This window comes from Pseudoalteromonas sp. S1727, from assembly GCF_005886375.1.
In the GTDB taxonomy this organism is placed as follows: Bacteria; Pseudomonadota; Gammaproteobacteria; order Enterobacterales; family Alteromonadaceae; genus Pseudoalteromonas; species Pseudoalteromonas haloplanktis.
Genome location: NZ_PNDT01000008.1, coordinates 1 through 26,587, shown reverse-complemented (window position 1 = coordinate 26,587; position 26,587 = coordinate 1). Strand labels below are relative to the sequence as shown.

At 40.5% G+C, this 26,587-nt stretch carries 18 protein-coding genes; all 18 read right to left on the bottom strand.

The window, feature by feature from the left end:
• Window positions 1-9 precede the first annotated feature (9 nt).
• Window positions 10-870 (bottom strand): F0F1 ATP synthase subunit gamma, encoded by an 861-nt coding sequence (gene atpG, locus CWB85_RS02195; RefSeq protein ID WP_016710494.1) that lies wholly within the window; start codon window positions 868-870, stop codon window positions 10-12.
• A 60-nt stretch (window positions 871-930) separates the two neighbouring features.
• Window positions 931-2,472, bottom strand: a complete 1,542-nt coding sequence (gene atpA, locus CWB85_RS02190; RefSeq protein ID WP_016710495.1) for a F0F1 ATP synthase subunit alpha — start codon at window positions 2,470-2,472, stop codon at window positions 931-933.
• Between the two features lie 14 nt (window positions 2,473-2,486).
• Window positions 2,487-3,020 carry a F0F1 ATP synthase subunit delta gene (atpH, locus tag CWB85_RS02185; protein ID WP_016710496.1) on the bottom strand — a complete coding sequence of 178 codons (534 nt, stop codon included), beginning with the start codon at window positions 3,018-3,020 and terminating at the stop codon, window positions 2,487-2,489.
• A gap of 16 nt (window positions 3,021-3,036) precedes the next feature.
• Window positions 3,037-3,507, bottom strand: coding sequence for a F0F1 ATP synthase subunit B (gene atpF / locus CWB85_RS02180; protein ID WP_016710497.1), 471 nt, complete (start codon window positions 3,505-3,507; stop codon window positions 3,037-3,039).
• Between the two features lie 41 nt (window positions 3,508-3,548).
• Complete coding sequence (atpE, locus tag CWB85_RS02175) at window positions 3,549-3,782, bottom strand: F0F1 ATP synthase subunit C (protein WP_004588071.1); 234 nt, start codon at window positions 3,780-3,782, stop codon at window positions 3,549-3,551.
• 60 nt (window positions 3,783-3,842) lie between these two features.
• A complete protein-coding gene (gene atpB, locus CWB85_RS02170) occupies window positions 3,843-4,697 on the bottom strand; it encodes a F0F1 ATP synthase subunit A (protein ID WP_016710498.1) in 855 nt (284 codons plus the stop codon).
• 15 nt (window positions 4,698-4,712) lie between these two features.
• The gene (locus CWB85_RS02165) at window positions 4,713-5,093 is read right to left on the bottom strand and encodes an ATP synthase subunit I (protein WP_138553995.1); all 381 of its coding nucleotides are present in this window, start codon (window positions 5,091-5,093) and stop codon (window positions 4,713-4,715) included.
• Window positions 5,094-5,232: 139 nt separating this feature from the next.
• Window positions 5,233-6,153 carry a ParB/RepB/Spo0J family partition protein gene (locus tag CWB85_RS02160; protein ID WP_138553994.1) on the bottom strand — a complete coding sequence of 307 codons (921 nt, stop codon included), beginning with the start codon at window positions 6,151-6,153 and terminating at the stop codon, window positions 5,233-5,235.
• A 17-nt stretch (window positions 6,154-6,170) separates the two neighbouring features.
• Window positions 6,171-6,956, bottom strand: coding sequence for a ParA family protein (locus CWB85_RS02155; protein ID WP_016710501.1), 786 nt, complete (start codon window positions 6,954-6,956; stop codon window positions 6,171-6,173).
• A gap of 14 nt (window positions 6,957-6,970) precedes the next feature.
• Entirely contained in the window at window positions 6,971-7,591 is a 621-nt protein-coding gene (gene rsmG, locus CWB85_RS02150; RefSeq protein ID WP_016710502.1) for a 16S rRNA (guanine(527)-N(7))-methyltransferase RsmG, read from the bottom strand.
• Window positions 7,592-7,606: 15 nt separating this feature from the next.
• Window positions 7,607-9,496: a tRNA uridine-5-carboxymethylaminomethyl(34) synthesis enzyme MnmG gene (gene mnmG / locus CWB85_RS02145; protein WP_016710503.1), complete on the bottom strand. Its 1,890-nt coding sequence runs from the start codon at window positions 9,494-9,496 to the stop codon at window positions 7,607-7,609.
• Window positions 9,497-9,927: 431 nt separating this feature from the next.
• Window positions 9,928-10,374 (bottom strand): flavodoxin domain-containing protein, encoded by a 447-nt coding sequence (locus CWB85_RS02140; protein WP_138553999.1) that lies wholly within the window; start codon window positions 10,372-10,374, stop codon window positions 9,928-9,930.
• 636 nt (window positions 10,375-11,010) lie between these two features.
• Window positions 11,011-11,769 (bottom strand): isocitrate lyase/PEP mutase family protein, encoded by a 759-nt coding sequence (locus CWB85_RS02135; protein WP_171038979.1) that lies wholly within the window; start codon window positions 11,767-11,769, stop codon window positions 11,011-11,013.
• Between the two features lie 129 nt (window positions 11,770-11,898).
• Window positions 11,899-12,471 carry an OmpA family protein gene (locus tag CWB85_RS02130; RefSeq protein ID WP_138553992.1) on the bottom strand — a complete coding sequence of 191 codons (573 nt, stop codon included), beginning with the start codon at window positions 12,469-12,471 and terminating at the stop codon, window positions 11,899-11,901.
• A gap of 5 nt (window positions 12,472-12,476) precedes the next feature.
• Window positions 12,477-13,781, bottom strand: coding sequence for a TolC family outer membrane protein (locus tag CWB85_RS02125; RefSeq protein ID WP_138553991.1), 1,305 nt, complete (start codon window positions 13,779-13,781; stop codon window positions 12,477-12,479).
• A gap of 12 nt (window positions 13,782-13,793) precedes the next feature.
• Window positions 13,794-15,101: an HlyD family type I secretion periplasmic adaptor subunit gene (locus CWB85_RS02120; protein ID WP_016710509.1), complete on the bottom strand. Its 1,308-nt coding sequence runs from the start codon at window positions 15,099-15,101 to the stop codon at window positions 13,794-13,796.
• Window positions 15,098-17,200 carry a type I secretion system permease/ATPase gene (locus tag CWB85_RS02115; RefSeq protein WP_138553990.1) on the bottom strand — a complete coding sequence of 701 codons (2,103 nt, stop codon included), beginning with the start codon at window positions 17,198-17,200 and terminating at the stop codon, window positions 15,098-15,100. The genes CWB85_RS02120 and CWB85_RS02115 overlap by 4 nt, the downstream gene beginning before the upstream one ends.
• A complete protein-coding gene (locus CWB85_RS02110; protein WP_212748230.1) occupies window positions 17,197-26,535 on the bottom strand; it encodes a T1SS-143 repeat domain-containing protein in 9,339 nt (3,112 codons plus the stop codon). Before CWB85_RS02110 ends, CWB85_RS02115 begins: the two co-directional genes overlap by 4 nt.
• Window positions 26,536-26,587: the final 52 nt, after the last annotated feature.

Sequence of the window (26,587 nt, the reverse complement as noted above, 5' to 3'; positions counted from 1 at the left end):
CCAGAAGCATTAAACTGCGGCTGAGCCAGAAACAATCTCACTAATTTCTTGTGTGATTGCCGCTTGACGGGCCTTGTTATAAACAAGCTGTAACTCATCCATAAGGTCGCCAGCGTTATCAGTTGCAGCTTTCATTGCAACCATACGGGCGGCCTGTTCAGAGGCAGCGTTTTCAACTACACCTTGGTATACTTGAGACTCAATGAAACGTACTAACAAAGACTCTAAAATAGCCTCTGGGTTTGGCTCATATAAGTAATCCCATGTGTAAGCAGATACTTCTTTTTCAGCTTTTGGCAAAGGGAGTAACTGATCTATAATTGGCTCTTGCTTCATGGTATTAACGAAGTTGTTATATACCAAGAATAAACGGTCAATTTTGCCTTCAGAGAATGCATCTAGCATTATTTTTACAGGACCAATAATGTCTTGTACTGAAGGTTTATCCCCTAAACCCGCTTTTTTAGCGAGTAGTTGACCACCAAAACGTTGGAAGAAACCAGCAGCTTTACTGCCTAAAGTTGCAAACTCAGCGTTTACACCTTTTTCTTTCCACGCTTTAACATCTAGTGCAACTTTTTTAAACTCGTTAGAGTTTAAACCGCCACACAGACCACGGTCTGTAGAGATAACAATATAACCAACTCGTTTTACTTCACGCTCTTCTAAGAACGGGTGAGTAAAATCAAGATTTGCTTGAGCAACACGACCAATCACTTTGCGTAATTTTTCAGCGTATGGACGGCTTGAAGCTACACGATCTTGCGCCTTTTTCATTTTAGACGCTGCAACCATTTCCATTGCGCTAGTGATCTTTTGAGTATTTTTAATACTTCCGATCTTGCTTTTAATCTCTTTTCCGCTGGCCATGACTCTCTCTCCGAATCAAGGTGTGCTTTAGCAAACTAAAGCGCACCATTAATAACTAAATTACCAAGTTTGCGTAGACTTGAACTTCTCTAGAAGTTCTTTAAGTTGCGCTTCGATCTCGGCGTTGTAGTTACCAGTTTCATTGATTTGAGCCACAAGCTCTGCGTATGTGCTGTTTGCATAAGAAAGTAAAGATGCTTCAAAATCCATGATCTTAGCGATTTCGATATCTTTCAGATAACCTTTCTCAGCTGCAAATAACGACAAAGACATTTCAGCAACAGACATTGGCGCGTACTGTTTCTGCTTCATTAGCTCTGTTACACGCTCACCATGCTCAAGTTGAGCACGTGTTGCATCATCAAGATCAGACGCGAACTGCGAGAACGCAGCTAATTCACGGTACTGAGCTAGGGCTAGACGGATACCGCCACCTAGTTTCTTAACGATTTTAGTTTGTGCAGCACCACCAACACGCGATACCGAGATACCAGCATTTACTGCCGGACGGATACCTGAGTTGAATAAGTCAGTTTCTAAGAAGATCTGACCATCGGTGATAGAGATAACGTTAGTCGGTACGAACGCAGAAACGTCGCCGCCTTGAGTTTCAATGATAGGCAATGCCGTCAATGAACCTGTTTTACCTTTCACTTCACCATTGGTGAATTTCTCAACGTACTCAGCGTTTACACGCGATGCACGCTCTAAAAGACGAGAGTGAAGGTAGAATACGTCACCTGGGTATGCTTCACGACCTGGTGGACGCTTAAGTAGCAATGAGATTTGACGATAAGCAACAGCTTGCTTAGATAAATCATCATAGATAATTAGCGCGTCTTCACCACGGTCACGGAAGTATTCACCCATAGTACAGCCCGAGAACGGAGCTAAGTACTGAAGTGCCGCAGACTCAGAAGCAGATGCAACAACTACGATAGTATTTGCTAGGGCACCGTGCTCTTCTAATTTACGTACTACGTTAGCAATAGTAGATGCTTTTTGACCAACCGCTACATACACACACTTAACGCCTGTGCCTTTTTGGTTGATGATTGCATCGATTGCTAGTGCAGTTTTACCTGTTTGACGGTCACCGATGATAAGCTCACGTTGACCACGACCAACTGGGATCATCGCATCAATAGATTTATAACCAGTTTGAACTGGCTCATCTACTGATTTACGTTCGATTACACCAGGGGCAATTTTTTCTACAGGTTCAAAACCGTCGTTATCTAAAGCGCCTTTACCATCGATAGGGGCACCTAGTGTGTTTACAACACGACCAAGTAGACCACGACCAACAGGAACTTCTAAGATACGGCCAGTTGTATAAACTTTTACGCCTTCAGTAAGGTCAGCGTATGGACCCATTACTACTGCACCAATTGAGTCACGCTCAAGGTTTAGTGCGATAGCATAACGGTTGCCAGGAAGCTCAATCATTTCACCTTGCATACAGTCAGCTAGACCGTGAATGCGGATGATACCGTCTGTAACAGATACGATAGTACCTTCGTTACGAGCTTCACTTACAACTTCGAACTGCTCAATACGTTGTTTGATCAGATCTGAAATTTCAGTGGAATTAAGTTGCATGCTCTTTTTCCCAATTACGATTGTAGTGTTGTGGCTAAGCGGTTTAATTTACCGCGTACTGAGCCGTCGATAACAGTGTCGCCAGACTTAATAATAAGTCCGCCAACGACTGTTGCGTCTTCACTACAATTCAGCTTAACTTTGCGTGCGAAACGTTTTTCAAGTGCCGCTACCAATGTCTCCTGCTGCGCTGCAGCAAGAGGTGTTGCCGAAATCACGTCTACTTCGATTTCTTTATCGTATTCTGCTTTAAACTCAGCAAATAACTCTGCAACTGCAGGTAGGGCTATCAAACGTCCATTTTCAGCCATCACCTTCACTAGGTTCTGACCTTGTTCGTTGAGCTGCTCAGCACAAATTTTGTTAAATAACTCAGCTTGTGCAGTAGCAGTAGGCAATCCAGCTAAAATGCTTGATGCTTGTTCATTGCTGGCAACTTGGCCAGCAAAAAACAACATATCATTCCAGCTTTCAATAGTGCCTTTTTCAACGGCAAGTTCAAAAGCCGCTTTAGCGTATGGGCGAGCGATAGTAGTCAATTCAGACATGCTCATACCCTCCTAATTACAGCTCAGCGACAAGTTTTTCAACGATGTCACTGTGTGCGGCTTGATTGATTTCGCGCTCTAAAATACGTTCAGCACCAACCACTGCAAGAGTAGCTACTTGTTTACGTAGCTCTTCAGTTACACGGTTACGCTCTGATTCGATTTCAGAATGCCCTTGAGCAATAATTTTTTCACGCTCTTGCTGACCACGAACAGTTTCTTCGTCAACAATTAGCACGGCACGCTTTTTAGCTTGATCAATGATATCAGCCGCTTGAGCTTTTGCATCTTTAAGCTGTTCAGCAGCTTTCTTTTGCGCAAGTTCTAAGTCTTTTTCGGCTCTATCAGAGGCAGCTAAACCATCTTCGATTTTCTTCTGGCGAGCTTCAATTGCACCGTTTAGTGGTGGCCATACGAATTTCATACAAAAAAGTACGAACACCGTAAATGCAATTAGTTCACCGATAAGAGTGGCGTTTAAGTTCACGACCGCTCCTCCTTAAATAGTAAGCTGTTCAAAAAATAAAATTAAAGTACGAACAAGATTACCATCGCGATACCAACACCGATCATTGCAACAGCATCGATAAGACCAGCAAGGATGAACATCTTAACTTGTAGTGAAGGTGCAAGCTCAGGTTGACGCGCACATGCTTCTAGGAATTTACCACCCATGTTACCGAAGCCGATTGCAGTGCCGATTGCACCAAAACCGATAAGTAAAGCAACTGCGATGTACTTAAGACCTAATACTAGTTCCATTTTTTTCTCCAAAGTTTCAATTGTAAATTAAAGTTAAAAGTAAAATTGTAAATATATAAATTAGTGATTATCTGAGCTCGCCATGCTTAGGTATACGATAGTCAGCATCATAAATACGAATGCTTGCAATACGATAACTAAGATGTGGAATACAGCCCAAACAAAGTGCAACGGTAGTTGCATTAAACCTACTGCGCCGATCAAGATGAATATCAACTCACCAGCATACAAGTTACCGAACAAACGTAGTGCTAACGAGAAAGGCTTAGACACAAGTGCAATTAGTTCTAGTAATAAGTTACAAGGGATTAAGAAAATCATCGCCAGTTTATTGTTTGAGCTAAACGGGTGAAGTGTAAGCTCAGCAATAAAACCAGTAATACCCTTGATTTTAATTGAGTAACCGATCATCAAAATAAACACGCCTAATGCTAAAGCAGCGGTTAAGTTGATATCAGTGGTAGGTACGATTTTCATGTATACGTCATGAGAATCCATACCAAATGCGTTTTCGCCAACAAATCCAGCAAATGCAGGTAAGAAGTCAACAGGTATTAAATCCATTAAGTTCATTAAGAATATCCAAACGAATATTGTTAATGCTAATGGTGCAATTAACTTGCTTTTGCCATGGAAGGTATCGCGTACGTTGTCACCAACGAACTCAACGATCATTTCAATAAAGCATTGAAATTTTCCTGGTACACCAATTGTTGATTTTTTAGCGGCACTACGGAAGATCCATAAAAATACTAGACCTAGTCCAATAGACCATGCGAGGGTATCTATATGCCATGTCCAGAAGCCACTGTCCGCACATGCTTTGTTGAAGGCAAGACCGGTATCGGTCGAGCACATCTTAGCATTGGTTAAGTGGTGCTGGATATGGCTTGATATAGTCACTTCTTCAGCCATGTTATATCCCAAAAGTTAATGTTTAAAAAAAACGGGCGCAAACAATCCAGTAAATAACGCGAGTACATAACAACTAAAGAAAGGTAATAAAATTACCGGAAAATGCTTTAGTACTAACGCAAACAATACGATTGTCAGCATAAATTTTAGTCCGTTACCACGTTTTAACGAGGCATACGCTTGATCTGCTCTGCTTGCACCCATATATCTGAATGCATAGATGGCAAATACACAGTGAGGAAGTACGGCTACAGCGCCTCCAGCTAATGCTGAGAGACCGGCACTTACTCCCCAACCGATAAAAACGATTATGGCAGCAACTAGGGCTACACTACCTTGCAAATAGATTAATTTTAATGCAGCCAATCGATAAGGCGCTGCTAACTTATTTGTCACTTTTAGTTAACCTTATTGGCGTTCTATTTGTCAGGGCATGAAAACTGGCGAAATTATACTGATTCCTGCCAGTTTTGCAACTTGAGTCGGTGTATTGTGGTGCAAATTTGCGACGAATGTCTCTTTTTGGACATGATATTTATAAATGCTCTAAACTTTCGGCATTTATACGGCTTAAAATGCCATCTAACTCTTCTAAATTAGTATAGGAAATAACCAAATTTCCTTTGCCTTTTTTATTGTAGTTAATTTCTACTTTAGCCCCGAGATTTTCAGCTAATTTCAACTCTAACTGTATGACATCTGGATCTTTTTTAACAGTTTCTTTTTTAGGGGCAGGCTCTAAGATTGAACGAACGAGTTTTTCCGTTTCACGTACTGTGAGTGCTTTCGCTACAGCAAGTCGGGCGGCATCAGATTGCGCTTCACCTTCAAGGGCTAATAAACAACGTGCATGGCCCATTTCAATGTCACCATGTTCCAACAAAATTTTAACATCATCATTAAGATTATTTAGTCGTAATAAATTGGTGACAGTGGTACGAGATTTGCCAACCGCATCCGCTACTTGTTGATGAGTTAATTCAAATTCAGTTAATAAACGATGTAACGCAACGGCTTCTTCCATGGCATTTAAATCTTCACGCTGAATATTCTCAATCAGTGCGATAGCCACAGCTGCTTCATCTGGTACATCTTTGATTATACATGGTACAACATCAAGTTTGGCTAGTTGTGCAGCGCGCCAGCGACGCTCACCAGCGATAATTTCATAACTATCCTGCGCAACAGGACGCACTACGATAGGTTGAATAATGCCTTGCGAGCGAATTGAACTAGCAAGCTCTTCAAGCGCTTCCTCTGACATGTCTTTGCGTGGCTGATATTTGCCTGAATGTAAGAATTCAATTGGTAGCTTTTGTAACTCACTACTAGTAGGCTGAACAATAACATCCTGCTCACTCGTATTGAGTTGTTCTTTGTCGATACTCGGTGCTGGTTTTGACGAACTTAATAAAGCATCGAGTCCTCGGCCTAAGCCACGTTTTTTAGCAGACATGTTCTTTTTACCTCAAGTTAGGCGACGATTGGGGATATTTTTTCTTTTCTGCGTAACATTTCACCGGCTAATGCTAAATACGCTTTAGCACCACTTGATGCCCGGTCATAATACATAGCAGGTGCACCAAAACTGGGCGCTTCAGCTAAACGGACATTACGTGGGATCACAGTGCGGTATACTTTATCGCCAAAATGCTGTTTAAGTTGTTCAGATACATCATTAGCCAAACGATTACGTGGATCATACATAGTACGTAAAATCCCTTCAATTTGTAGTTTTGGATTAACTAACTTAGCTAATTGGGTAATGGTGTCCATTAATGCGGTTAAGCCTTCTAAAGCGTAATACTCACATTGCATAGGCACTAAAATAGAATCAGCGGCCGCCATCGCATTAACTGTCAACATATTCAACGATGGAGGACAATCAATGAAAATAAACTCGTACTGATCAGATATTTTTTCCAAGGCATTGCGCAAACGTACTTCACGCGCATACAGCTCCATCAACTTGACTTCAGCAGCGGTTACATCACCGTTAGCGGCAATTAAATGATATTCACCTGAGGTTTCTTTACAAACAACATCATCAATCGGTTTATCTTCGATTAATAAATCATAAATTGTTGCTACATCACCGTATTTATCAACGCCACTACCCATAGTCGCATTGCCTTGTGGATCAAGATCAATCAGTAGCACTTTGCGTTTGGTTGCGGCCATTGAAGCTGCGAGATTTACCGCAGTGGTGGTTTTACCCACACCACCTTTTTGGTTTGCTATTGCGATGACTTTTGCCACAGTGTTTCTGATCCCTAGTCTTTAGATAGAATAATTAAATGCCTTTGCGCATCTAACTCTGGTACTTCCAAGGAAATTTTTTGCTCAAATTTGATACCCGAAGGTAATGAGTCTAGCTCTTCACTTGGAAACACGCCTTTTAAAGCAATAAATTTACCTGAATGATCAATCAAGTGTGAACACCAGTCAACCATATCTTGTAAAGAGGCAAATGCGCGACTTAAAACACCATCTAATTTAACACTTGGTTGATAATCTTCAACTCTAGACTGCACAGGGGTTACATTTTTAAGGCCAAGTTCGTGTTTAACCTGCATTAAAAAACGAACTCGCTTACCTAAACTATCTAATAAAATAAATTGTGTATCAGGTAAAGCAATGGCCAAAACGATACCCGGAAGACCAGGACCTGTGCCAACATCAATATAATGATGACCGGGTAGGTGAGGAGCAACAACCAAGCTATCCATGATGTGTTTAATCATCATATCCTCAGGTAAACGTACTGAGGTTAAATTATAAGCTTTGTTCCATTTATTAAGTAACTCAACATATTGAACAAGTTGTTGCTGTTGTTTTTCGGTTAGCGCAATATCAGTTTGCGCTAACAAAGTAGTTAATTGTTGCTGTAACACAATATTCCTTAATGACTACGCAATTTTACGCAGTAAACCTTGCTTCTTTAGATACACTAATAATAGCGAAATAGCCGCAGGCGTGATACCAGAAATGCGCGATGCTTGGCCTATTGTATCAGGACGAGCAGCAGTTAACTTAGCTACAACTTCATTTGATAAACCTGAAACAACCGAATAATCATAATCTTTAGGTAGCACAGTTAACTCATGACGAAGTTGTTTATTGATCTCATCTTGCTGGCGTGCAATATAACCCGCGTATTTTGTATGGATCTCAACTTGTTCTAATGCAGCGGCGTGATCAAACTCTGATCCTAAACCTTCGATCGCCATAAGATCGTTATAGCGGATCTCAGGACGACGTAATAACTCTTCTAAACTTGCTTCACGGGTTAATGGCGTTTTTAGTAAGCTATTTACTTGATCAATAACGGCATGATCTTTATGGATCCAAACATCTTTAATACGTTGTGATTCTTTCGCTATAATATCCATTTTTTCATTAAATGCCTGCCAGCGCTCGTCATTAACCAAGCCTAACTCACGACCTTTAGCTGTTAAACGGATATCAGCATTATCTTCACGTAACAATAAGCGGTATTCAGCACGGCTAGTAAACATACGGTATGGTTCTTTAGTACCGAGTGTTGTTAAGTCGTCAATCAATACGCCTACATAAGCTTCATCACGGCGTGGTGTCCAAGGTTCTTTACCTTGTACTTGTAATGCTGCATTCATACCTGCAATCAGGCCTTGCGCACCGGCTTCTTCATAGCCTGTAGTACCATTTATTTGACCCGCAAAGAATAAACCGTCAATAAATTTAGTTTCCAATGACTTTTTAAGATCTCGTGGATCGAAAAAATCATACTCAATAGCGTAGCCTGGGCGACAAATATGGGCATTTTCAAAACCGGTGATCGATTGCACAATCTCTAATTGCACATCAAACGGTAAGCTTGTTGATATACCATTAGGGTATAGCTCATAAGAGGTTAAACCTTCTGGCTCAACAAAAATTTGGTGCTTATCTTTATCAGCAAAACGAACAATTTTATCTTCAATAGAAGGGCAGTAGCGCGGGCCAATTCCTTCAATTACACCTGAATACATTGGTGAACGGTGTAAGTTATTACGGATCACCTCATGGGTTTTTTCATTAGTATAAGTGATATAACATGGGATCTGTTGTGGGTGATCTGTTTGTTTACCCATGAATGAAAATACAGGGGTTGGCGCATCACCAGGTTGTTCCTGCATTTTAGTAAAATCGACAGTGCGTGCATCAATTCGTGGTGGCGTGCCTGTTTTTAAGCGATCAACACGAAATGGTAATTCACGTAAACGCTTTGCTAAGGCAATTGAAGGTGGATCACCCGCACGACCACCTTTAAAGTTTTCTAAACCAATATGGATCTGTCCACCGAGGAAAGTACCTACAGTCAATACAACTGATGGCGCACTAAAACGTAGGCCCATTTGGGTTACTACACCGGTAACTTTATTGTTTTCAACGATCAGATCATCACATGATTGTTGAAAGATCTTTAAGTTTTCTTGGTGTTGTAAAATATCTTGGATAGCAGCTTTATATAATGCGCGATCAGCTTGCGCGCGAGTTGCACGAACAGCAGGGCCTTTCGAAGAATTTAAAGTGCGGAATTGGATGCCACCTTTATCGATCGCTTGTGCCATTGCGCCGCCTAGTGCATCAATTTCTTTGACCAAGTGACCTTTGCCAATGCCACCAATTGCTGGATTACATGACATTTGACCAAGGGTATCCATATTATGAGTCAGCAGCAGGGTATTCATACCCATACGTGCAGCAGCTAACGCAGCTTCTGTACCTGCATGTCCACCACCAACAACAATAACATCAAAATTTTCGTGAAAAATCATTTCGGGATCCTACTTAAATCAACCAGCAAACTTCCAAGGGGGAGCGTATTCTACCTATAAATTGTCAGAAGATAAATGATTAAACTATCGGCAAGATCTAAGTAAATGATCTCTAATAATATAAAGGATCTTTTAAAGAGATCTTTTATTTCTATTACTACTACTGAACACTATTTCTGTTGATAAGGCTTAATTTACCTATTAAAACATTAAGTTAGATCGGATCCAAAAGTGTTGATATGATCAGATCTAACTGAATATAAGCTCTGATCAAAAAGGCTCTTTATACACAGGGGGTATTGGATCAGATCTTATCCAATGGATAAGATACCTTTAAATCGCAGTTAGATCATAGTTTATCCACAATTGGATCTAAATAGTCAGTAAATTGTGGGTAACTTTTCTGGTGGATCTAAGTTGTTAACTTGATTCTATGCACGTATTTTTTCGATCCAACTAGGTAACCAGGCTAGTGCAGTGTCTTCGGGCAGTTGTTCATCAAGAATATTTAACTCTAAACGTTCTGCTACACAGCTGGCACCTTTGCTAAGTAACAGTTGCTCAAGGTTACGGCCTGCAAGGTTGTAAGTATCGTAACTTGTATCTCCTAAGCCGATCACTGAGAACTTTAAGCCTTTTAAATCATTAACTTGATTAATGTCTTCTACAAAAGCTAAAAGGTTTTCAGGGTAATCCCCAGCGCCATAAGTTGAGGTACAAAGTAACCAAGTTGTATTTTCTTGATTTATTTCAAAAAAGTTAGGTTGATCATGGACTTCTGTCGCGATCCCTTGGGAAATTAACTGCTCTGCAAGTTGTTCACCTACGTATTCCGCAGATCCCATTTGGCTACCTATAATGATATTGACTGAGGTCATTCTTGAGCTGATCACACAATGGGTTATTAGTGCGCTTATAATAACTGAGTTTATTCAGCAGTAAAGCCCTGAACATACTTTATGTATAAGTTTTTTAGGTACAAATGTTGTTGTTTTCCCTTTTATTATTTTAAGTATCTGATATTTATAATGTTAAATAACTTATTCCAATATGTAATCATCTGAGCAAGCTGTTGATAAAAAGTGGGGAAATAACATCAAGTATTTATTTTTAGTTATTTTTTTTATGCTAAGTAATTGATCTTTCTTTTTATAGATGATCAATTATAAGATTGTTTATGATTTTATAAATGGCGATCATTATGTGGATAGATCGGCTGTTGATAAGGATCATTATTGTGAAAAGTAAATTTTGAGAAAGTTAGAAATGAGCTAAAAATAGAGGGTAAGTAGAAAATAAACAGCAATAAAAGACTAGTTTGTGGTTTTTTTGTACTTTGTAGGTGGTTTTATTTAATAAGTAGTATGTTTAAAACGGATCACTTTATTAAAAATGCATAAAAAAGCCCAAATTGTGGATAACAATTTGGGCTCTGTTAGATCAATTTTCGGATATGTTGGTATTTCCGTCACTAATTTTGATCTTTACGTTATCTATTTTGCGTTGAAAAACTATCACTGGAATAAATGATCGCAATTTTTAGCGTTATTAAAGGTACAACTGACCGTTAAAATAAAGTGTTTTGTCGCATCAAATAAGCTATTTCCCAGCGAAAAGCGCTGCACGCCTTGAGTAAATAAGCTATTTGAATCGGTTGCTAAATCATCAGCCATTATATTTAGTGGCACACTTAACGCAGTTTTTAGTTGTTTTATTGCTGCTGAATCAGTTAATCCAGGGACGAATACTCCATCAATGCCGGCCGCTTGGTATGCTAAAGATCTGGTTATTGTTGGGCCTATTTTAGCTGTTTGCAGGAAACAGTCTGTTCGTGCATTTATAAATAATTGCGAAAATCCGTGCTTATTTAGAGTTTCTTTAATGGCAGATAGGATCGCTATTTGCTGTTTTTGAGTGCGTAATTTGCCCGTTTTTATATCAGAATCTTCTATATTTATACCCACAGCCCCTAATTTTGCGACGGCTAAAACATGCTGACAAATGGTGTTTATATCATTACTGTACCCCGATTCAATATCGACAGAAATAGGGATACTAACCGCATTTACAATTGGTTTTAGTTGATTTAAAAATTCTGCAAATGAGCATTGCTCACCATCTTGTTGGCCACGAGCTTGCGCCATTCCCCAACTGGTTGTGGCTATTGCTGCAAAACCTGCTTGTTCTAATAGCAGAGCGCTGAGAGGATCCCATGCGTTTGGTAATAGTAATATGTCGTTATGCAATTGGTGAAAGATTTTAAATTTATTCATAATGATCTCTGTGTTGAATTTCATTATGACTATAAAAGAATGTGTTGTTTATGCTGGCCATATTCGGTATTGAACGCTAATTGAGGCATAAAAAAACCTTAGCCACGAGGGCTAAGGTTTTTATGGCTTTTAATTACCGTAAAGCTGCCACTGTTTTTTGTAGCCTGTTGAATCTGGAAGACTTAATACAGCAATCAGGCGAGTATCACGACCTGCAAGGTTTTTCGGCATATGAATAGGGTATTCATAGGTTTCTGTTTGCAAGCGACTGCTACTTACGCCATTCGCAATAAGTATATCTGTGACCGTTTTAATACGACGTTGAGCAAGCTTACGATTGTATTCATCAGTGCCTTCAATACTGGTATCACCAATTAAATATAACTGAGTTTGCGTATATTGCTTCATTTCTTCGGCAAGTTCGATCACTTTAACTTGCTCTTGCGGCGTTAATGTATCTTTATCAAAACCAAAATCAATAACACGTATATCAGCTTGTGGAATGTTTGTTGCTGTTGGGCAGCCGTCGTTATCAGTAATTGCTTGATCTTGCGTTTGTGCGCAATTGTCACGGGCATTAATTACACCATCGACATCGCTATCATATAGATCCCGTGATTGTTCTTGTGGGGCGTATAGAACAGCATCTGAGGCGCAGCCGCTAAGGCCTAAAATAGTTACAATTAATAATAAATTTTTCATGATGATTATTCCTTATCGTCTTCTAAACGCCATGCTTCTGGTGTATCAACACGCAGTGCTTCCACCAGCTTTCCTGTTGCATTAATCAAACGATAGCTAGCTTTACGTTCATCAAATGCGGCATTTAGGTAGTTACGACGAGCAACAAATAGTTCAATCTTAGAATCCAGAACATCTAATAGTGAGCGTCGCCCTAAATCAAATTGTTTATCGTAGCCTTGCTGTGCTTGGCTGGCAAAATCGACATTTTGTTGGTAGAAGTTTTTTTGCTCGCCTACAAAAGTATAGGCATTCCAAGCTAACTTAGTGCCTTCTGTAACTTGTCGAAGAGTGTTATCGCGTATAGCGGTGGCTTCTTGATAGCGCCATTTTGAGGCTTCTGTTTTAGCATTAGTGCGACCGCCATTATAGAGATCATAACTCATGGTCAGCATGATACGCGCGTCATCATCTGGGCCCTCAAAGCCACCAATGTTTTCGTTATCATTCACATCAAGCTCAAGAGCTAGTTTAGGCCAATAACCACTTTTATCGCGCTCTATTTGTTTACTGGCGGCATTGATATCTAAATTAGCAGCGCTTACCTCAGGGTGTGAAGTAACTGCCAAGTCAATTGCTTGTTTTAAATCCGTAGGTAAATAGTTGGCATCAGGCTTTGGGATCATTAGGTTGTCAGGATAACTACCTACTAGATCATAGTAATTAGCCTCTAAATCGAATTGATTATTTTTTGCTGCTAATAAGCCTGATTGTGCGGTCGTTAAGCGAGCTTGTACTTGAGCAACATCGGCATCGCTACTAAGTCCTTTGGACTTTCGACTTTGAATATCTTTTAATATATTTTGGTGATCGACCACATTTTTTTGTTGTAATTTAACTATTTCTTGGGCTTTGATCAGATCTAAATATACTTGGCTTACTTCTAGGCCAATGTTTTCTGCTTCTGACACTAAGCTTTGCTGATCTGCACGCATTTCATAATCAAGTCGTGCTACATCAGATGAAGTTTTAAAGCCATCAAACAGCATTTGTGAGATTTTTAGGCCCAATTCGCGGCGATCCATCTCTGTATCAACGGCGTTACCGCTGTTATTGGTGACATTTTCGTAGCCATAAGCAGCATAAAGCCTAATTTGTGGTAAATATTCGCTAAACGCGGTGCGTTTATCACGATATTTTGCCTCAAAGTGCGCATATTTTTGTAGCAAGCGCGGATTTTTGTTGAGTGCTTCAGCAACAGACTGTTCGAGTGTTAATGCATGAGCAGTACCACTCAATGCAATTAATGGGAGTATAGCTAAAATACGCATTCCGTGTCCTTTTTATGGTTCTCTCATGGCATTGGCTTTAGCACGCAAAAGCGGCTTTAACCAATACTGTAAAACGGTTTTTTTACCAGTCAAAATATCTACACTGGCTTGCATGCCGGGTATTATTGGTTGTTGAGCCAATATATTCCCATCGGTTTTTATATGTGCTTCGTAATAGGTGGTGCCATCTTCAAGCTGTGAGGCGTCAGGACTCACATAGATAACTTCCCCTTTTAGTCCGCCGTAGATTACAAAGTCATAAGCGCTAAACTTCACCATGGCAGGCATACCTTGGCGAATAAAACCAATATCTTTAGGTGCTATTTTGGTTTCGACAATAAGTTTGTCGTCCAAAGGCACTATTTCCATAATGACTTGGCCTGGCTCAATAACTCCTCCTACTGAGCGTGAGGCGATATTTTTTACAGTGCCAGTTAGCGGCGATTTAATCTGGGTTTTTATTAATCTGTCTTCTAATGCTTTACTACTTTCTCTAATTTTAGCTAAGTTATTGGTAACTTCATCTAATTCATTTTGGGCGTTGGCAATATAGTCAAGGGCAACTGACGTACGCTCTTCTTTGCCTTGTTCCTTAGCCGCCATAAGTTGCTGTAATAGCGCATTGGCGCGATTAACTTCTCCCGAGAGCATGACTTCTTCACGCTGTAGTTTAACTAGTTCCATTTCAGCTACTGCGCCATCATCAACGCCTTCAGAAGTTAATTTTACTTCACGAGAAATCAATTCTAGGCGTTGTTTTAATGAATCAATATTGGCTTGTTGTTCAATAATAGCTTGGCTTTGTTGCAAAATCATTTGCTGGCTTTGCTGTAGCAAAGAACGCAGTTGCGATAAACGTGCTCGGTAGCTATTACGTGCACTGTTTGCAATATGGGTAGGAACATCGCTTGCAGCTAAATTGACCTCAGTAATTGCAACTCCGGTGACGGTATTACGATCTATGACGATGGTTTCTAGCTCTGCTTTTAAGCGTAATTGTTTCGCTATTAAGGCATCTCGTTCTTGATTAGATTCGGCAAATGCTGCAGCAAAACGTGTATCATCAAGGAGTAACACAGGTTGTCCTTGTTGAACTAGTTCACCTTCTTGAACCAAGACTTGTTTTAAAATACCACCATCGAGATTTTCTACGGTTTGTACTGTTTGTGCTGGTACTACGTTTCCTTCTCCTACGATGACTTCATCAAGAGTGGCAAATGTTGCCCATATAATCATTGTAATTAGGACTAAAAATACAATAGCTATTAATTTTTGTGCTTGGCGCGCGGCTGCTAATTGCGACACTTGTAGTTGACTCATTGCGAATCTCCTTTTGGTGTCACTTTGATTGCGCGTAAACGGCGATTACTGCCACTAAATAATTGTTGCGGCGTTTGTATGTCTCGTAGTTCTCCATTTTCGAGTACGATTATTTTATCGCACATAGCCAGCACTGCGGCTTTATGGCTGGCAATGATCATCGTGGTATCGTCGATACTTTTTAAGCTGCTTATTATGTGGCGTTCGCTGATTTCATCCATCGCGCTGGTGGGTTCATCAAGTAATAATAGTTTAGGGCGCTGTAATAATGCTCTTGCTAACATTACAGCTTGGCGTTGCCCACCTGATAAGCAGCGGCCAAATTCTCCTACTTGGCTTTCAAGACCTGACTCTAATCGTTCCATAAAGTGGTGAATACCCGCTAATTTAATGGCTCTGGCAAGCTCATTAGGGTCGATATTCTGTGCACCTACAGTGATGTTTTCTAATAAACTGCCATAAAAAAGCTGTGGATTTTGTGCCATCCATCCGGTATTTCTGCGAATTGTTTTCAGTGACCATTGTTTTATTTCAATATCGTCGTAAAAAATTTGCCCGCGTGTTGCTTCATATTGACCAGCAAGTAAAGCCAGTAGCGACGATTTACCTGAGCCCGCAACGCCAAAAATACCTATTTTTTCGCCTTTTTCTATACTCAAGCTAATATTTTTCAATACCGCAAGTTGTTGCTCTGGGTAATTAAAAGTTAGCTGTTTAACGCGAATGTTACCGCTAATATCGCTGTAATTATTTAGCACACTTTGTTGATTTTCTTGTGGCAGTTCAAGTACTGCTTTGACAGAGTCTATTGCAGACTCTGTCTGCTTATACTTGAGTAATAAACTGGCTATTTGACTCACTGCGCCACCAGCTCGGCCGCTTATCATCACCATGGCGATTAATGCGCCCATACTCACTTCTCCAGCTTGTATGAGGTAAACGCCCGCGACGATTAAACCGATAGTAGTAACTTGTTGTAAAGTGGCAACAGAGTGGCTTAGGGTATTGGCACTGTGACGAGATTTATTTTGCCAAAGAGATAACTGCGCCATGGTTTGCTCCCATGTTCGCTGTGCTTTTTGCTCACTACGGCTTTGCTTTAGCTCTACAATTTGGTTTAAGTATTCAATTAAATAGGCTTGGCGCTGGGTGCTAAGCTTTGCGGCTTCTTCAACGCTATGGGTTAATCTACCTTGTAAGAATGCACCAATTAATACGATTAACAACATTGTGGTGATAGGGATCAACACGATTAACCCACCTAACCAGGCTATTAATGCCAAAAACATAATTGTAAATGGTAAGTCTATAGCTGATACCAATGTTGCCGATGTAAGGAACTCCCTAACACTATCAAAATCTTGTACTTGTTTTGCATAAGCGCCAGCTGATTCAGGTCGATGCTCTAAGCGCATACCAATCACTTTGCTAAATAGGGTGCTAGATACCTTTAAATCAATCTGCTGGCCCGCCGTATCAGTAAGCTGGGTACGGGCTTGTTTTAAAAACCAGTCAAATGAAATAGCTAAAAAAGCACCAAAAGCAAGTACCCATAAGGTATCGGTTGCGGCATTTGGCACGACTCTGTCATATACATTCATTGTGAATAACGGGATCACTACGGCGAGTAGGTTTACTGTAAACGAACCTAATAGTAATGAACCGTAAAAAGGTTTTACCTCATCAATAACGGGTTTTAGCCAACTTGGAATTTTACTGTGGATTGAAGTTGAGCGTTTATCTATCACTTCGTGAACACTGATAAACCAACTCAATTGACACCGTAAACTCGTTAATTCCTTTATGGGCTCTTCAGCATTCGTGTATAGCAGTTGCAATTGTTGATCTTGTTTATTCAGTAAGTAAAGATCGCCGTTATTATCGACAACTAAAGCAGGAAACTGCATTTTACTTAGCTGAACATTTTGCTGAGCTGCATTGATGTTGCCATTGAGTAAAGCGCGTTCAATGTGATTATGAGTTATTGCAAGGTCAGGCAATCCATCTAGAACTTGATCATCATTACATCGCTGTGCAAATAACTCATTTGCACAGCGTACCAAAGTAATGATTTGTTGCTGATTAATATTCATTTTCATGGTTCGATTGAATCCACACTATCCATTATGCGTAGTAGCTCATGCTCAAAGTTATCGGCACTGCCACTAAATGATTCACTGTTGTCTCTACTAATATCATGATTTGCATAAGTTTGCTTATCTAAAATAGTTTGGAGCTGTTCGATTGTTAACTCAGACATCAGTTCTGTGTTGTTACCTGTTTGGTTATTACTTGATATTAAAACGGCGATATCTTGTATCTGGCCAACTTGAGTTTCACCATTTAACTCGGCATAAGGCGTAATAACTAAAGTAAAGTTATCATTGTTTTGTGTGCCTAAAACTTCTAAGCCATCAAGTTGATCAAGCTCTACTTTCCATACATTGCCATTTTGGCTACCTGCACTAAATGTAACATTACTTGGGTAACCACTTATTTCAATATAACCCGATTCTTGTGTTGTTGGGTTTTGCAAATCAACATCAAGATTAAGTACGATAGTATCGCCTTCTTGGGCATTGATATCTTGAGGGTCTTGTTGCCAAATAGGAGCATCGACCTGAGGTTCTAGCGTAACAGTAAACTCAGATATTATGACCTCGCTAGTGTCTGACATTTGATTACCTAGCACAGTAGCTTTATCTATACTGGCAATATCGACCTGCATGTTGAGGTTACCCCAAGCAAGAGTGCCGGCATTAAAGTCAAATCCTTGTACTTGATTACTCGCAACGACCATGGTTGCAATAAAGCCACCAGCGCCGTCGCTAGTAAAGTTTACGCGCTGTCCATTAACATCAATAAAGCCGCCTTCTAAGCCTATGAGAGCTGTGGCATCAGAGGTTGCTGCTATTTTTACTGTTAATTGAATCTGTTCGTCATTGTTACTATCTTCACTAATCGCAGCGAGATGAATATTAACGGTATCGTCTTCATTTGCGTTATAGGATGTATCTGGCGCTCGGATGAGGTCAACACCATCACCAATAGGACGAACTCCCACAGTAAATTCAGCCGTTGTGGTTAAATATCCACCTGGGTCTTGATCTTTGGTTATCGCTTTTAACGTCAGCGGGATATCGCCATTAAAATCTTCAGGTGGAATAATTACCACATTACCACTAGCTAGTTGCTCAGATGTTACACTCCAGTTATAGGTTTCTAAGCCTTTAAAGTCGCCACCATCAGTACCATTATTTGCTAAGGTTGTGTAGGTCCCATCACCATTATTTATAGCAAGGATAGCCCCATCAGGTACGCCGGAAATACTAACGTACATGACTTCTGAACCATCAGTATCAAATAGCTCTGCTCTGATGCCATTTAAGCTGATTGCGCTATCTTCATCACCTAAGATGTTAATAACAGTTAGTGTTGCATAATCTGTAACTGGTTTTACATCTAATGTTAAGGTTGTGGTAAAGCTATCTGTATCAGTGACTGTTCCTGTTGAAATAGTAGCTGTATCTGTTACTTGGCCTGATATCTCAAGCCTTACGATGTTCGAGCCAGATAAGTTAAGGGGTGGAGTAACGCTCACTCCAGCAAGTGCACTTGTCAGTTCTGTTGCAGATGTGCCTGTAAATACATAACTATTATCAGTACCTTCAATTAGCTCAAACATACCGGAAGGATCGTTTAATGTGCCACCATCCAATAGTGTGATTGTTAGGTTGTTACTCGGATCATTGTGATCAATGAGTACATTTTCTACACCTCCGCTTGTTGCTGAAAGGTCGCTATCAGCAAAGGCTAGGGCAATACCTAAAGGTTGCGAGGTATCTTCTTCAATTTCATTGGTTGTCACTGTGGCTATGATGCCATCAACATCTGGGGTTACATCAATAGAAATAATTTGACTATCATCTATCACCGTATCACCACTGACAGGGTCAACCGCTATAACACGGATAGGAATATCTAAGATTCCGGCGAAGTTATTGCCAGGGGTTGAAATGCTAATGCCGTCTAATGCACTTGCTGGAAATACATATTCATACACAGCTTGGCCACTTGCGTTATGAATAACTTCTACGCCAGCGCCACTAATTGTCGTACCTGCTGGCAAGTCAGAAGCTAAAATTCTAATACTGACTTCATCATTATTATCTGATGTGAAATTATCAGTAAAGTGACCATTAAAATCTATTACACCATCTTCAATGGCATCCACAACAGTATTTTGGATCTGATTTACAGGACCCGCGACGGAGTCAGTAGCACCTTGAGTGAACTCTACTTGTAAAGTGCCAAAAATGGCATCGTTATCCGTTAAATCTGTGACTTTTGCAGCCACAGTTACTTCTATTGCACCATCAGTTGCATTGTCACTAACAAGAGTAACACCACTTAGAATATCTACAACATCAACACTAGATGCAGTCGTGCCCGCAGTGACTGGTATTATCCAACGACCATCTCCATCAGGAAGAGCGCCTGGGTAGTCAACATAAAAACCTTCACCTTCAGGAAGAATTAGCACGATATAATCGATGGTTTCTGAGCCATCAATATCGGCTTCATTAAAGGTAATAGCACCCGTTAAATCTAAGCGACCAGTGTTACTAACTAATATATCGTTTGATGTGGCTACTAATTCACTTCTATTACCATCGACTTCAATATTTTTGTCGAAGTCAGGAGCAATTGTAACTGTACTAGTTGTGGCTATTTCTACAGGTGTTGTATTACCATTATCTGAAGTATCAATTACGGTATAAGTGATATTGATTACATATTCACCAGAGGCATCTTGTGGTGGTAATATGGCTAAGCGACCACTGGCTAAGAAACCAGCTAGATCTCCATTTGCTAAAGTATCTAAATCAAGAGAACCTGTAAATTCAATTTCTGCACCATCAAGTAGCAGTTTTACACCTGCTGGTAACCCTGTGATGACCGCGCCAATAATGACTTCACTGCTATCAGCATCAGGTGTTATTGGATTAACATTCAATACCGCGGCTTGATCTTCAGTACCTGATGAGCTGGTGGCTAGGTTAGATTCATTAGAGTCAAGAATCGGCGTGAGGGTGATATCTACTTCCATTGAGTACTCACCAGAATCACCATCAGGCTCTGTAGTTACTGTGTAAATATTAAAATTAATACCTGTACCACTAAAATCACCTTGTGGTTTTAAGTACAGAGTTTGTAATTGCTCGGCAGAAACTTCAAACACAGGTTTACCATTTTCAGCGCGGATAACTTCAAGGGCAACAGGATCACCATTACTATCTACGATAGTAACGCCATCAGGAAGGTTAGCAATCAGTAAGTTAATTACTTCAGAGCCATCGTCATCTGAGGTCTTTACAAGGAAGTCGAGTGCAATTAAGTCATCTTCATCAAATTCAACGGCGTTAGTAAGCAAGGCTAAGTCATCGTCATAAGCCCAGTTTGCCCCTGTATCTACAGTGGGTGGGTCAATCACTCCTTTTACTGTTACAGTGAGTGTTTTTTCTTCACTGCGTGCAGACTCAGCTCCTAGTTTAATTGCCACGCCATCAACGATTGATTCATAAGACACCGCGACCACTGAAACTGTAAAGGTATCAGAGAAAGAGCTGATATCTTCAAGTGGGATAAGTTGAATATTGCCTGCGATGATATCGGCACTACTTGCACTGTATGTGCGATTTCCTAAATCTGTGATTGTAGCGCCATTAAGCGCAGTCATAGACCAGCCTGTTGGTACAGTGAATTCATAAAACAAACTTTCTGAACCATCGGTATCAGTCAGTTGCCCGGTGACAAATTGATTTGCATTAATCGCTTCATCTTCATTACTACGCACATTAGCAACGATTAACTCAGGAACATCAGCTACAGGCTGCAAATCAACAGTAATCGTTTGCGCATCTTGTTCTGCTACATCTTGATTATCTTGCTCCGTGGCAATGGCGGTTACATCAAAGGTAAACGAGCCTGCTAGGTTTTCTGTGCCTTCAGCAGTTAGGTTTGCTATTTCACTTGCGCTTAGAATGTCACCATTATTAACAACTGTACCGTTAACTTTGAGGATCAAGCCCGATTCAATATTTTCAATACGGAAAGTAAGGACTTCTGAGCCATCAGTATCTTGTAAATTAGCCACTAGGTTGAGAGCTAATGGAGCACCATCTTCTTCGCCAAGGTAATAGAAATCTGAGCTTTCATCCCACAAAGGTGTATCTGCCACTGAATTTATGGTTACAGGGATCTCACTGGAAATTGTTCGAGAGCCCGCATCATCATCGGTGATAATAACATCAACATTTAGGGTGACTTGTTGTTCGTTTATGGCATCAGAGGTGTTTTCTGCTGGGATGAAGATTAAAATACCTGCAGGCAGTGTGGTTCCTGCTGGCACTGTAGAGCCTGTAGGTAGAGTCGTTTCTTCCTGTAAAACGCGTAGGTTGTCGCCTCTAAATACCACAAAACCATTTTCAATAGGTAAGCTGATTGGGGCGCCTCCAGGGCCCTGTAAAATTAACGTTCCGCCATTAAGCGAATCAACACTTATCTTAATCTCAGTGATTTCGTCACCGCTATCTAAGTCACCTGGGTAAGCTGCTAGTTCAACAATAATATTGCCATCTTCGTCACCTTCAGGTTTATAAAATACAATTTTACCTTCGCTGTCTTGAACGTGTAAGTTAAGAGTGTTTGTAACTACATCCCCGTCAGCATCGGTTACCTGGTATCGTAAAGAATCTTCATAGATGTTGGTATCAGCTATAAATGGGCTGGTCGTAATCGAAACACTACCATCAGCATTTATCGTAATCGAACCATACTCTTGGTCGCCACTACGCAGTATAATGGTATCGCCAGCTTGATAGTTGACATTTAGGTAAGTGATTTGTGTGATCTGGGCACCATCAGCGCCTTGTTTAATACCATCGAGTAGGTCAGCCGTTAGGTTGTCTCCTTCTGAGAAGGTTAGTTCAGTATCAACAGCAACAGGTATATCATCTTTAATTGAAACGGTTAGGTTTTGTGCTGAAGATTTATCACCATCAGCATCAATAGCTTGAATTTCAAAGAGTATATCTAACTGATTAGTGCCATCCCCAGTTGCATGATCAAGTGCTTGGCTTTGCTTATACTGATATGTGCCGTCAGTTAAAAAGCGGATTCTAAATACTTCACTACTATCTGTTGCTCTTGCAATGTACCAACCACTATCCGTTGCTGTATCTGATAAGGTTACGGTTTGTCCACCTTTTGTGATTCCATCAAGGCTAAAGCCATCAGCTAATGCCACGGCAACGATTTCATCGCTACCTTGAGATAAAGTATATTTTCCGTGAATTGTAATACTGTCGTTATTGTTTAAATCAAATTCGTCGACGATAGTATCAGGGGTACCAGGTGTCACAATCTCAGGTGCTAAACCATCGTCCACATTGACGATGATTTCGTTAATAATGCTACTGTTATCAGCATCGATAATGGCAACAGGTACAATTAAGCTTAGTTGGCTCTCTTGCTCATTTAGATGGTCAATTCCACCAAATAAATTGAAGCTAATGGTTGCACTGGATGTTTGACCTGCAGCTAAGTTGAAATTAGTTGGTAAACTGGTTTCAAATATAACTGTGCCATCTGATAGTTGCCCTTGAGCCATGCCATTGCCTAAGTTGACCCAAGTGATGGCTTGACCGTTTTGGGTTAAGGCGTTGCCTTGACTATCGACTACCGCATCACCACTATTAAATTGGAAATTAATATCAATAACAGGGTCGTTACCGGCGGTGATCGTTATTTCACCTTCATCGCTATTATTAAAGCTACTACCATCTTTAGGTATTTCACTCACATTGAGAATAGGCGTATCACCGTCAATGCTGTCGTCATCTATCACTGTGATGTCTAAATTTGCGGTTACTTCATCACCGTCAAAGTCAATCATCTGTACTTTTAAGTTAATTGCATCTGTAATATCTTGGTCAAGCGCACGATATAAGGTAACAACATAATCTTGTGCAAGAGAGTCGGTTTCAGCATTGAATGTGCCTGTCAGCTCAACCTTAAACACAGGATCATTACTATCACCAGTATGGCCTATAATTGTTTTACCGTCAGCGCTGATAGAGTAACTAATGGTCACATTGTTACTGGTGAGCAACGGTTGCTCAAAGCTTGGTGAGAACGATACATCCACAATACTATCTGAGCCAATTAAGGTTGATAATTGGCCCGTAGCAACTTGAATGCCTTGAGATAAGTTACGCTCATCTAAAGTAACACTCGTGATGCCTGCAAATTGCGGATCGTTACCGTCAAAAATAGTAATTGATGCATCACCTGCTGCTATTTCTGTGCCGTCTAAATCTTGTGCTGTGACTGTAAAAACTAATTGTAACTGCTCTGAAATAGTATGATCTAAAGGTCCTTGCTGTTGATAAAGCGCTGTGGCCAGTAAGTCGTCGCCCTCATTAATTGCAGATAGCGTGATATTAATTATGGTGTTTTCACCCGCTGTTCCTATTAGGGTTTTACCATCTTCAGATAGAGTGAATATGATTTCATTGTCATCACTTGTGAGGTCTAGTGCGTTTAAGCGAGCCAATGTTGCATTATTAAATGCGATAGAATCAGCTAGCAACGTATCTGAGCCAGAAAAAATAGTAAAGTTTATAGTATCGTTATAAGTTTGATCATAGTCAGGTTCAGTGAGGTTTAGATTATTATCAACCATGTAACCAGCCTCACCATCTGTAACTTTAATGGTTGCTGTTGCCGTATCTAAACTGCCATCCTTGTCCGTGATCGTATAATCAAAGCTAAATTGTTGCGGTATTTTGTGGTTTAAATTATCACTCGCGGTAAATTGCCAAACACCTGTGCTATTTACAACTAAAACGCCATATTTGAGTGTAACCGTAGCAGGAGTATCTTGAGTTATAGTGTAAGTTTCACCTGCTATTACTATTTGTGTAACAGTAAGTGGTCCTTCTATAGTGAAGTCATTACCTAAAACTGTACCATTACTCACCTGATCTTCTACTACACTGAAACTGTCATCACGAGCAAAAGGAGGTGTATCATTTATGGTGATGTAAGTCGGTAGAATCACCAGTTCGGATGTACCATCACTATCATTTTGCAGGGCTTCAATCATTACCGCTGTTTTTAGCGTATTGGTAATCGGTTGGTCGAATGATAAAAATTGCGTTACTTTTACAGCATTTGGAATTAATGCGATTGTCATTGCAATACTATTATTACCATCTTCGCGTATCACGTTAAGTGATTGGCCATCAGCTGAGACCTCAACTCGAACAGTATTACCGCCTTCATATGTTAACTCACTCAATGCTTCCTGGATTGCAGCAAAGCTAAGCTCGGCGTTATCTATATTTAGTGCACTGGTATCCGTTGTTGAATCGGTGACATCCAGGAAGTATTCGTATAACTCCTGTGTCTGAATAGCATCTAATGTAGGCATGTCATCGGTGGCTGTGTTGCCTGCAAGATCGGTCACTGTAGCTGTTAGTTCCCAAGCACTTGCTTGATTTAGTGTTGTAACATTGATGTTATTGACAACCCAATTTCCCGTATTTGTTACACTGCCGGTGAAATAAAGTGTTTGCCCACCATCATAAATTGCAATGGTTACAAGCTGACCAATTTCTGCGTCTGTTGTGCCGGACATTGATGTTAGTTCACCGGCTCTGAATGCTTCTAAATCAAAGCCTGTGCCGGTATCTATATCAATGCTAACTGTGGTATCAATAATTGCATCATCGCTATTACTAACATCATTGCCTGCTAAGTCTGTTGCAGCTGCTGTAACACTGATATTCCCATCAGACCAACCTGATAAGTCGACGCTGGTGGTGTAGCTTAAGTCATTTTGAACTTGGGCTGACACGGTTAAGGTTTCACCGTTAGCCCCAGTTAAGCTCAAGGTAACGAGTTGACCTACTTCAATATTGCTAACATTACCGCGTAAAACTAACTGGCCTAATTCATTAGCTATCAGGTAGTTGTCTTCACCTGATACAATTTCAACCGTAATATCTGCAAGCGTATCTTTACCAGAGGTTGTGCTTGCTGCCGCAGAGTTTCCTGCGGCATCAGTTACAGTTGCACTATAACTTAATTCACCATCAACTAGGCCTGTTAGGTCTTGCGTTATTTCCCAAAGACCCGCAGTAACAGTGGTTGTGAAAGTAAGCTCTTTACCGTTTTCATCAGTAATAGTAATGGTAACTAAGCGTCCGTCTTCGACATTATTAACAGTACCAAAAATACGAGTTGCGGGTGCTTCGGCGGCGTTAATTACATTATCTGTAAAGTCTTCATTGGTATCGACCGCAATAGTAATGCTTGCCTGAGTGTCTTTTATAATCGTGGTGGTATCGGTGGCATTGTTACCAGCAATATCTTGTGCAGTTGCTGTTATGTCTATATTACCTTCAGCAAAGTCTGAAAAATCAACATTTTCAACTGCCCAATAGCCATCGACTACTGTGGTTGTAAAGGTTTGCACAGTGTTGCCATCAGTAACGGTAACAGTGACCATTTGGCCATTTTGAATCCCCAGTACAGCTCCACCTAAATCGACACTATTTTGCTCGTTTGCATTTATTACGCCGTCTAAATCAAGCGTGGTTGCAGCTATGATTGCAAGGGTATCTTTATTAAATAAAAGTGTATTTGAGGCTGGATTTTCGGCTTGATCTGCAACGTCAGCTTGTACTTGAATTTTACCGTCAACTAAATTACTTAAATCAACGTTATCAATACGCCAAGCTCCAGCAGTTACAGTGGTGGTAGCCGTTGCGGTGTTACCGTTTCGATCAACAAAATATAGAGTCACTGTTTGACCATCTTCGATATCAGTCACGGTGCCAGAGAAGCTATTATTGCTGGTGACTTCATTTTCATTGATCACTTGATCTGCAAGATCTGTATCACTTAGCTCGATTGTGATCCTTGCTGCTACGTCTTTTTGTGCAGTATCTGTAGCTTGATTGCTGTTTCCTGCGCGGTTTTCGACACTTGCAGTTGCAGTAATATCACCATCTATGAGGAATCGAGAGTCAAAGTTTTCAATGAGCCATTCACCGTTCTCAACGACAGCTGTTAATTCAATTGCTGTGCCTTGAGAATCAGTCACGACGACAGTAACTATCTGACCATTTTCAGCATCAGTGGTGCCGCTAATGCGAACCCTTGGTGCTTCGGCGGCATTGATAGTGTCATCTTGCACGGTATCTATTTCCACCGTTATTGCTGGTGGTAGAGTGTCTTTCGTTATTGTGTTGGTGGCAATCGCAGGGTTACCAAAGCTGTCAATACTGGTCGCAGTGAAGGTTAGGTCGCCATCCAGTAGGCTGGATAAATCCCCATCTTCAATAATAAAGAAACCATTTTGCACTGTGGTATTAAAAATTAACAGTTTACCGCCATCATCACGGACAATATAATCC

What these genes read in the sequence shown, in the direction of transcription:
- atpG (WP_016710494.1), bottom strand. Translation starts at nt 870, where the DNA reads ATGGCCAGCGGAAAAGAGATTAAAAGCAAGATCGGAAGTATTAAAAAT.
- atpA (WP_016710495.1), bottom strand. Translation starts at nt 2,472, where the DNA reads ATGCAACTTAATTCCACTGAAATTTCAGATCTGATCAAACAACGTATT.
- atpH (WP_016710496.1), bottom strand. Translation starts at nt 3,020, where the DNA reads ATGTCTGAATTGACTACTATCGCTCGCCCATACGCTAAAGCGGCTTTT.
- atpE (WP_004588071.1), bottom strand. Translation starts at nt 3,782, where the DNA reads ATGGAACTAGTATTAGGTCTTAAGTACATCGCAGTTGCTTTACTTATC.
- atpB (WP_016710498.1), bottom strand. Translation starts at nt 4,697, where the DNA reads ATGGCTGAAGAAGTGACTATATCAAGCCATATCCAGCACCACTTAACC.
- CWB85_RS02160 (WP_138553994.1), bottom strand. Translation starts at nt 6,153, where the DNA reads ATGTCTGCTAAAAAACGTGGCTTAGGCCGAGGACTCGATGCTTTATTA.
- mnmG (WP_016710503.1), bottom strand. Translation starts at nt 9,496, where the DNA reads ATGATTTTTCACGAAAATTTTGATGTTATTGTTGTTGGTGGTGGACAT.
- CWB85_RS02140 (WP_138553999.1), bottom strand. Translation starts at nt 10,374, where the DNA reads ATGACCTCAGTCAATATCATTATAGGTAGCCAAATGGGATCTGCGGAA.
- CWB85_RS02135 (WP_171038979.1), bottom strand. Translation starts at nt 11,769, where the DNA reads ATGAATAAATTTAAAATCTTTCACCAATTGCATAACGACATATTACTA.
- CWB85_RS02130 (WP_138553992.1), bottom strand. Translation starts at nt 12,471, where the DNA reads ATGAAAAATTTATTATTAATTGTAACTATTTTAGGCCTTAGCGGCTGC.
- CWB85_RS02125 (WP_138553991.1), bottom strand. Translation starts at nt 13,781, where the DNA reads ATGCGTATTTTAGCTATACTCCCATTAATTGCATTGAGTGGTACTGCT.
- CWB85_RS02120 (WP_016710509.1), bottom strand. Translation starts at nt 15,101, where the DNA reads ATGAGTCAACTACAAGTGTCGCAATTAGCAGCCGCGCGCCAAGCACAA.
- CWB85_RS02115 (WP_138553990.1), bottom strand. Translation starts at nt 17,200, where the DNA reads ATGAAAATGAATATTAATCAGCAACAAATCATTACTTTGGTACGCTGT.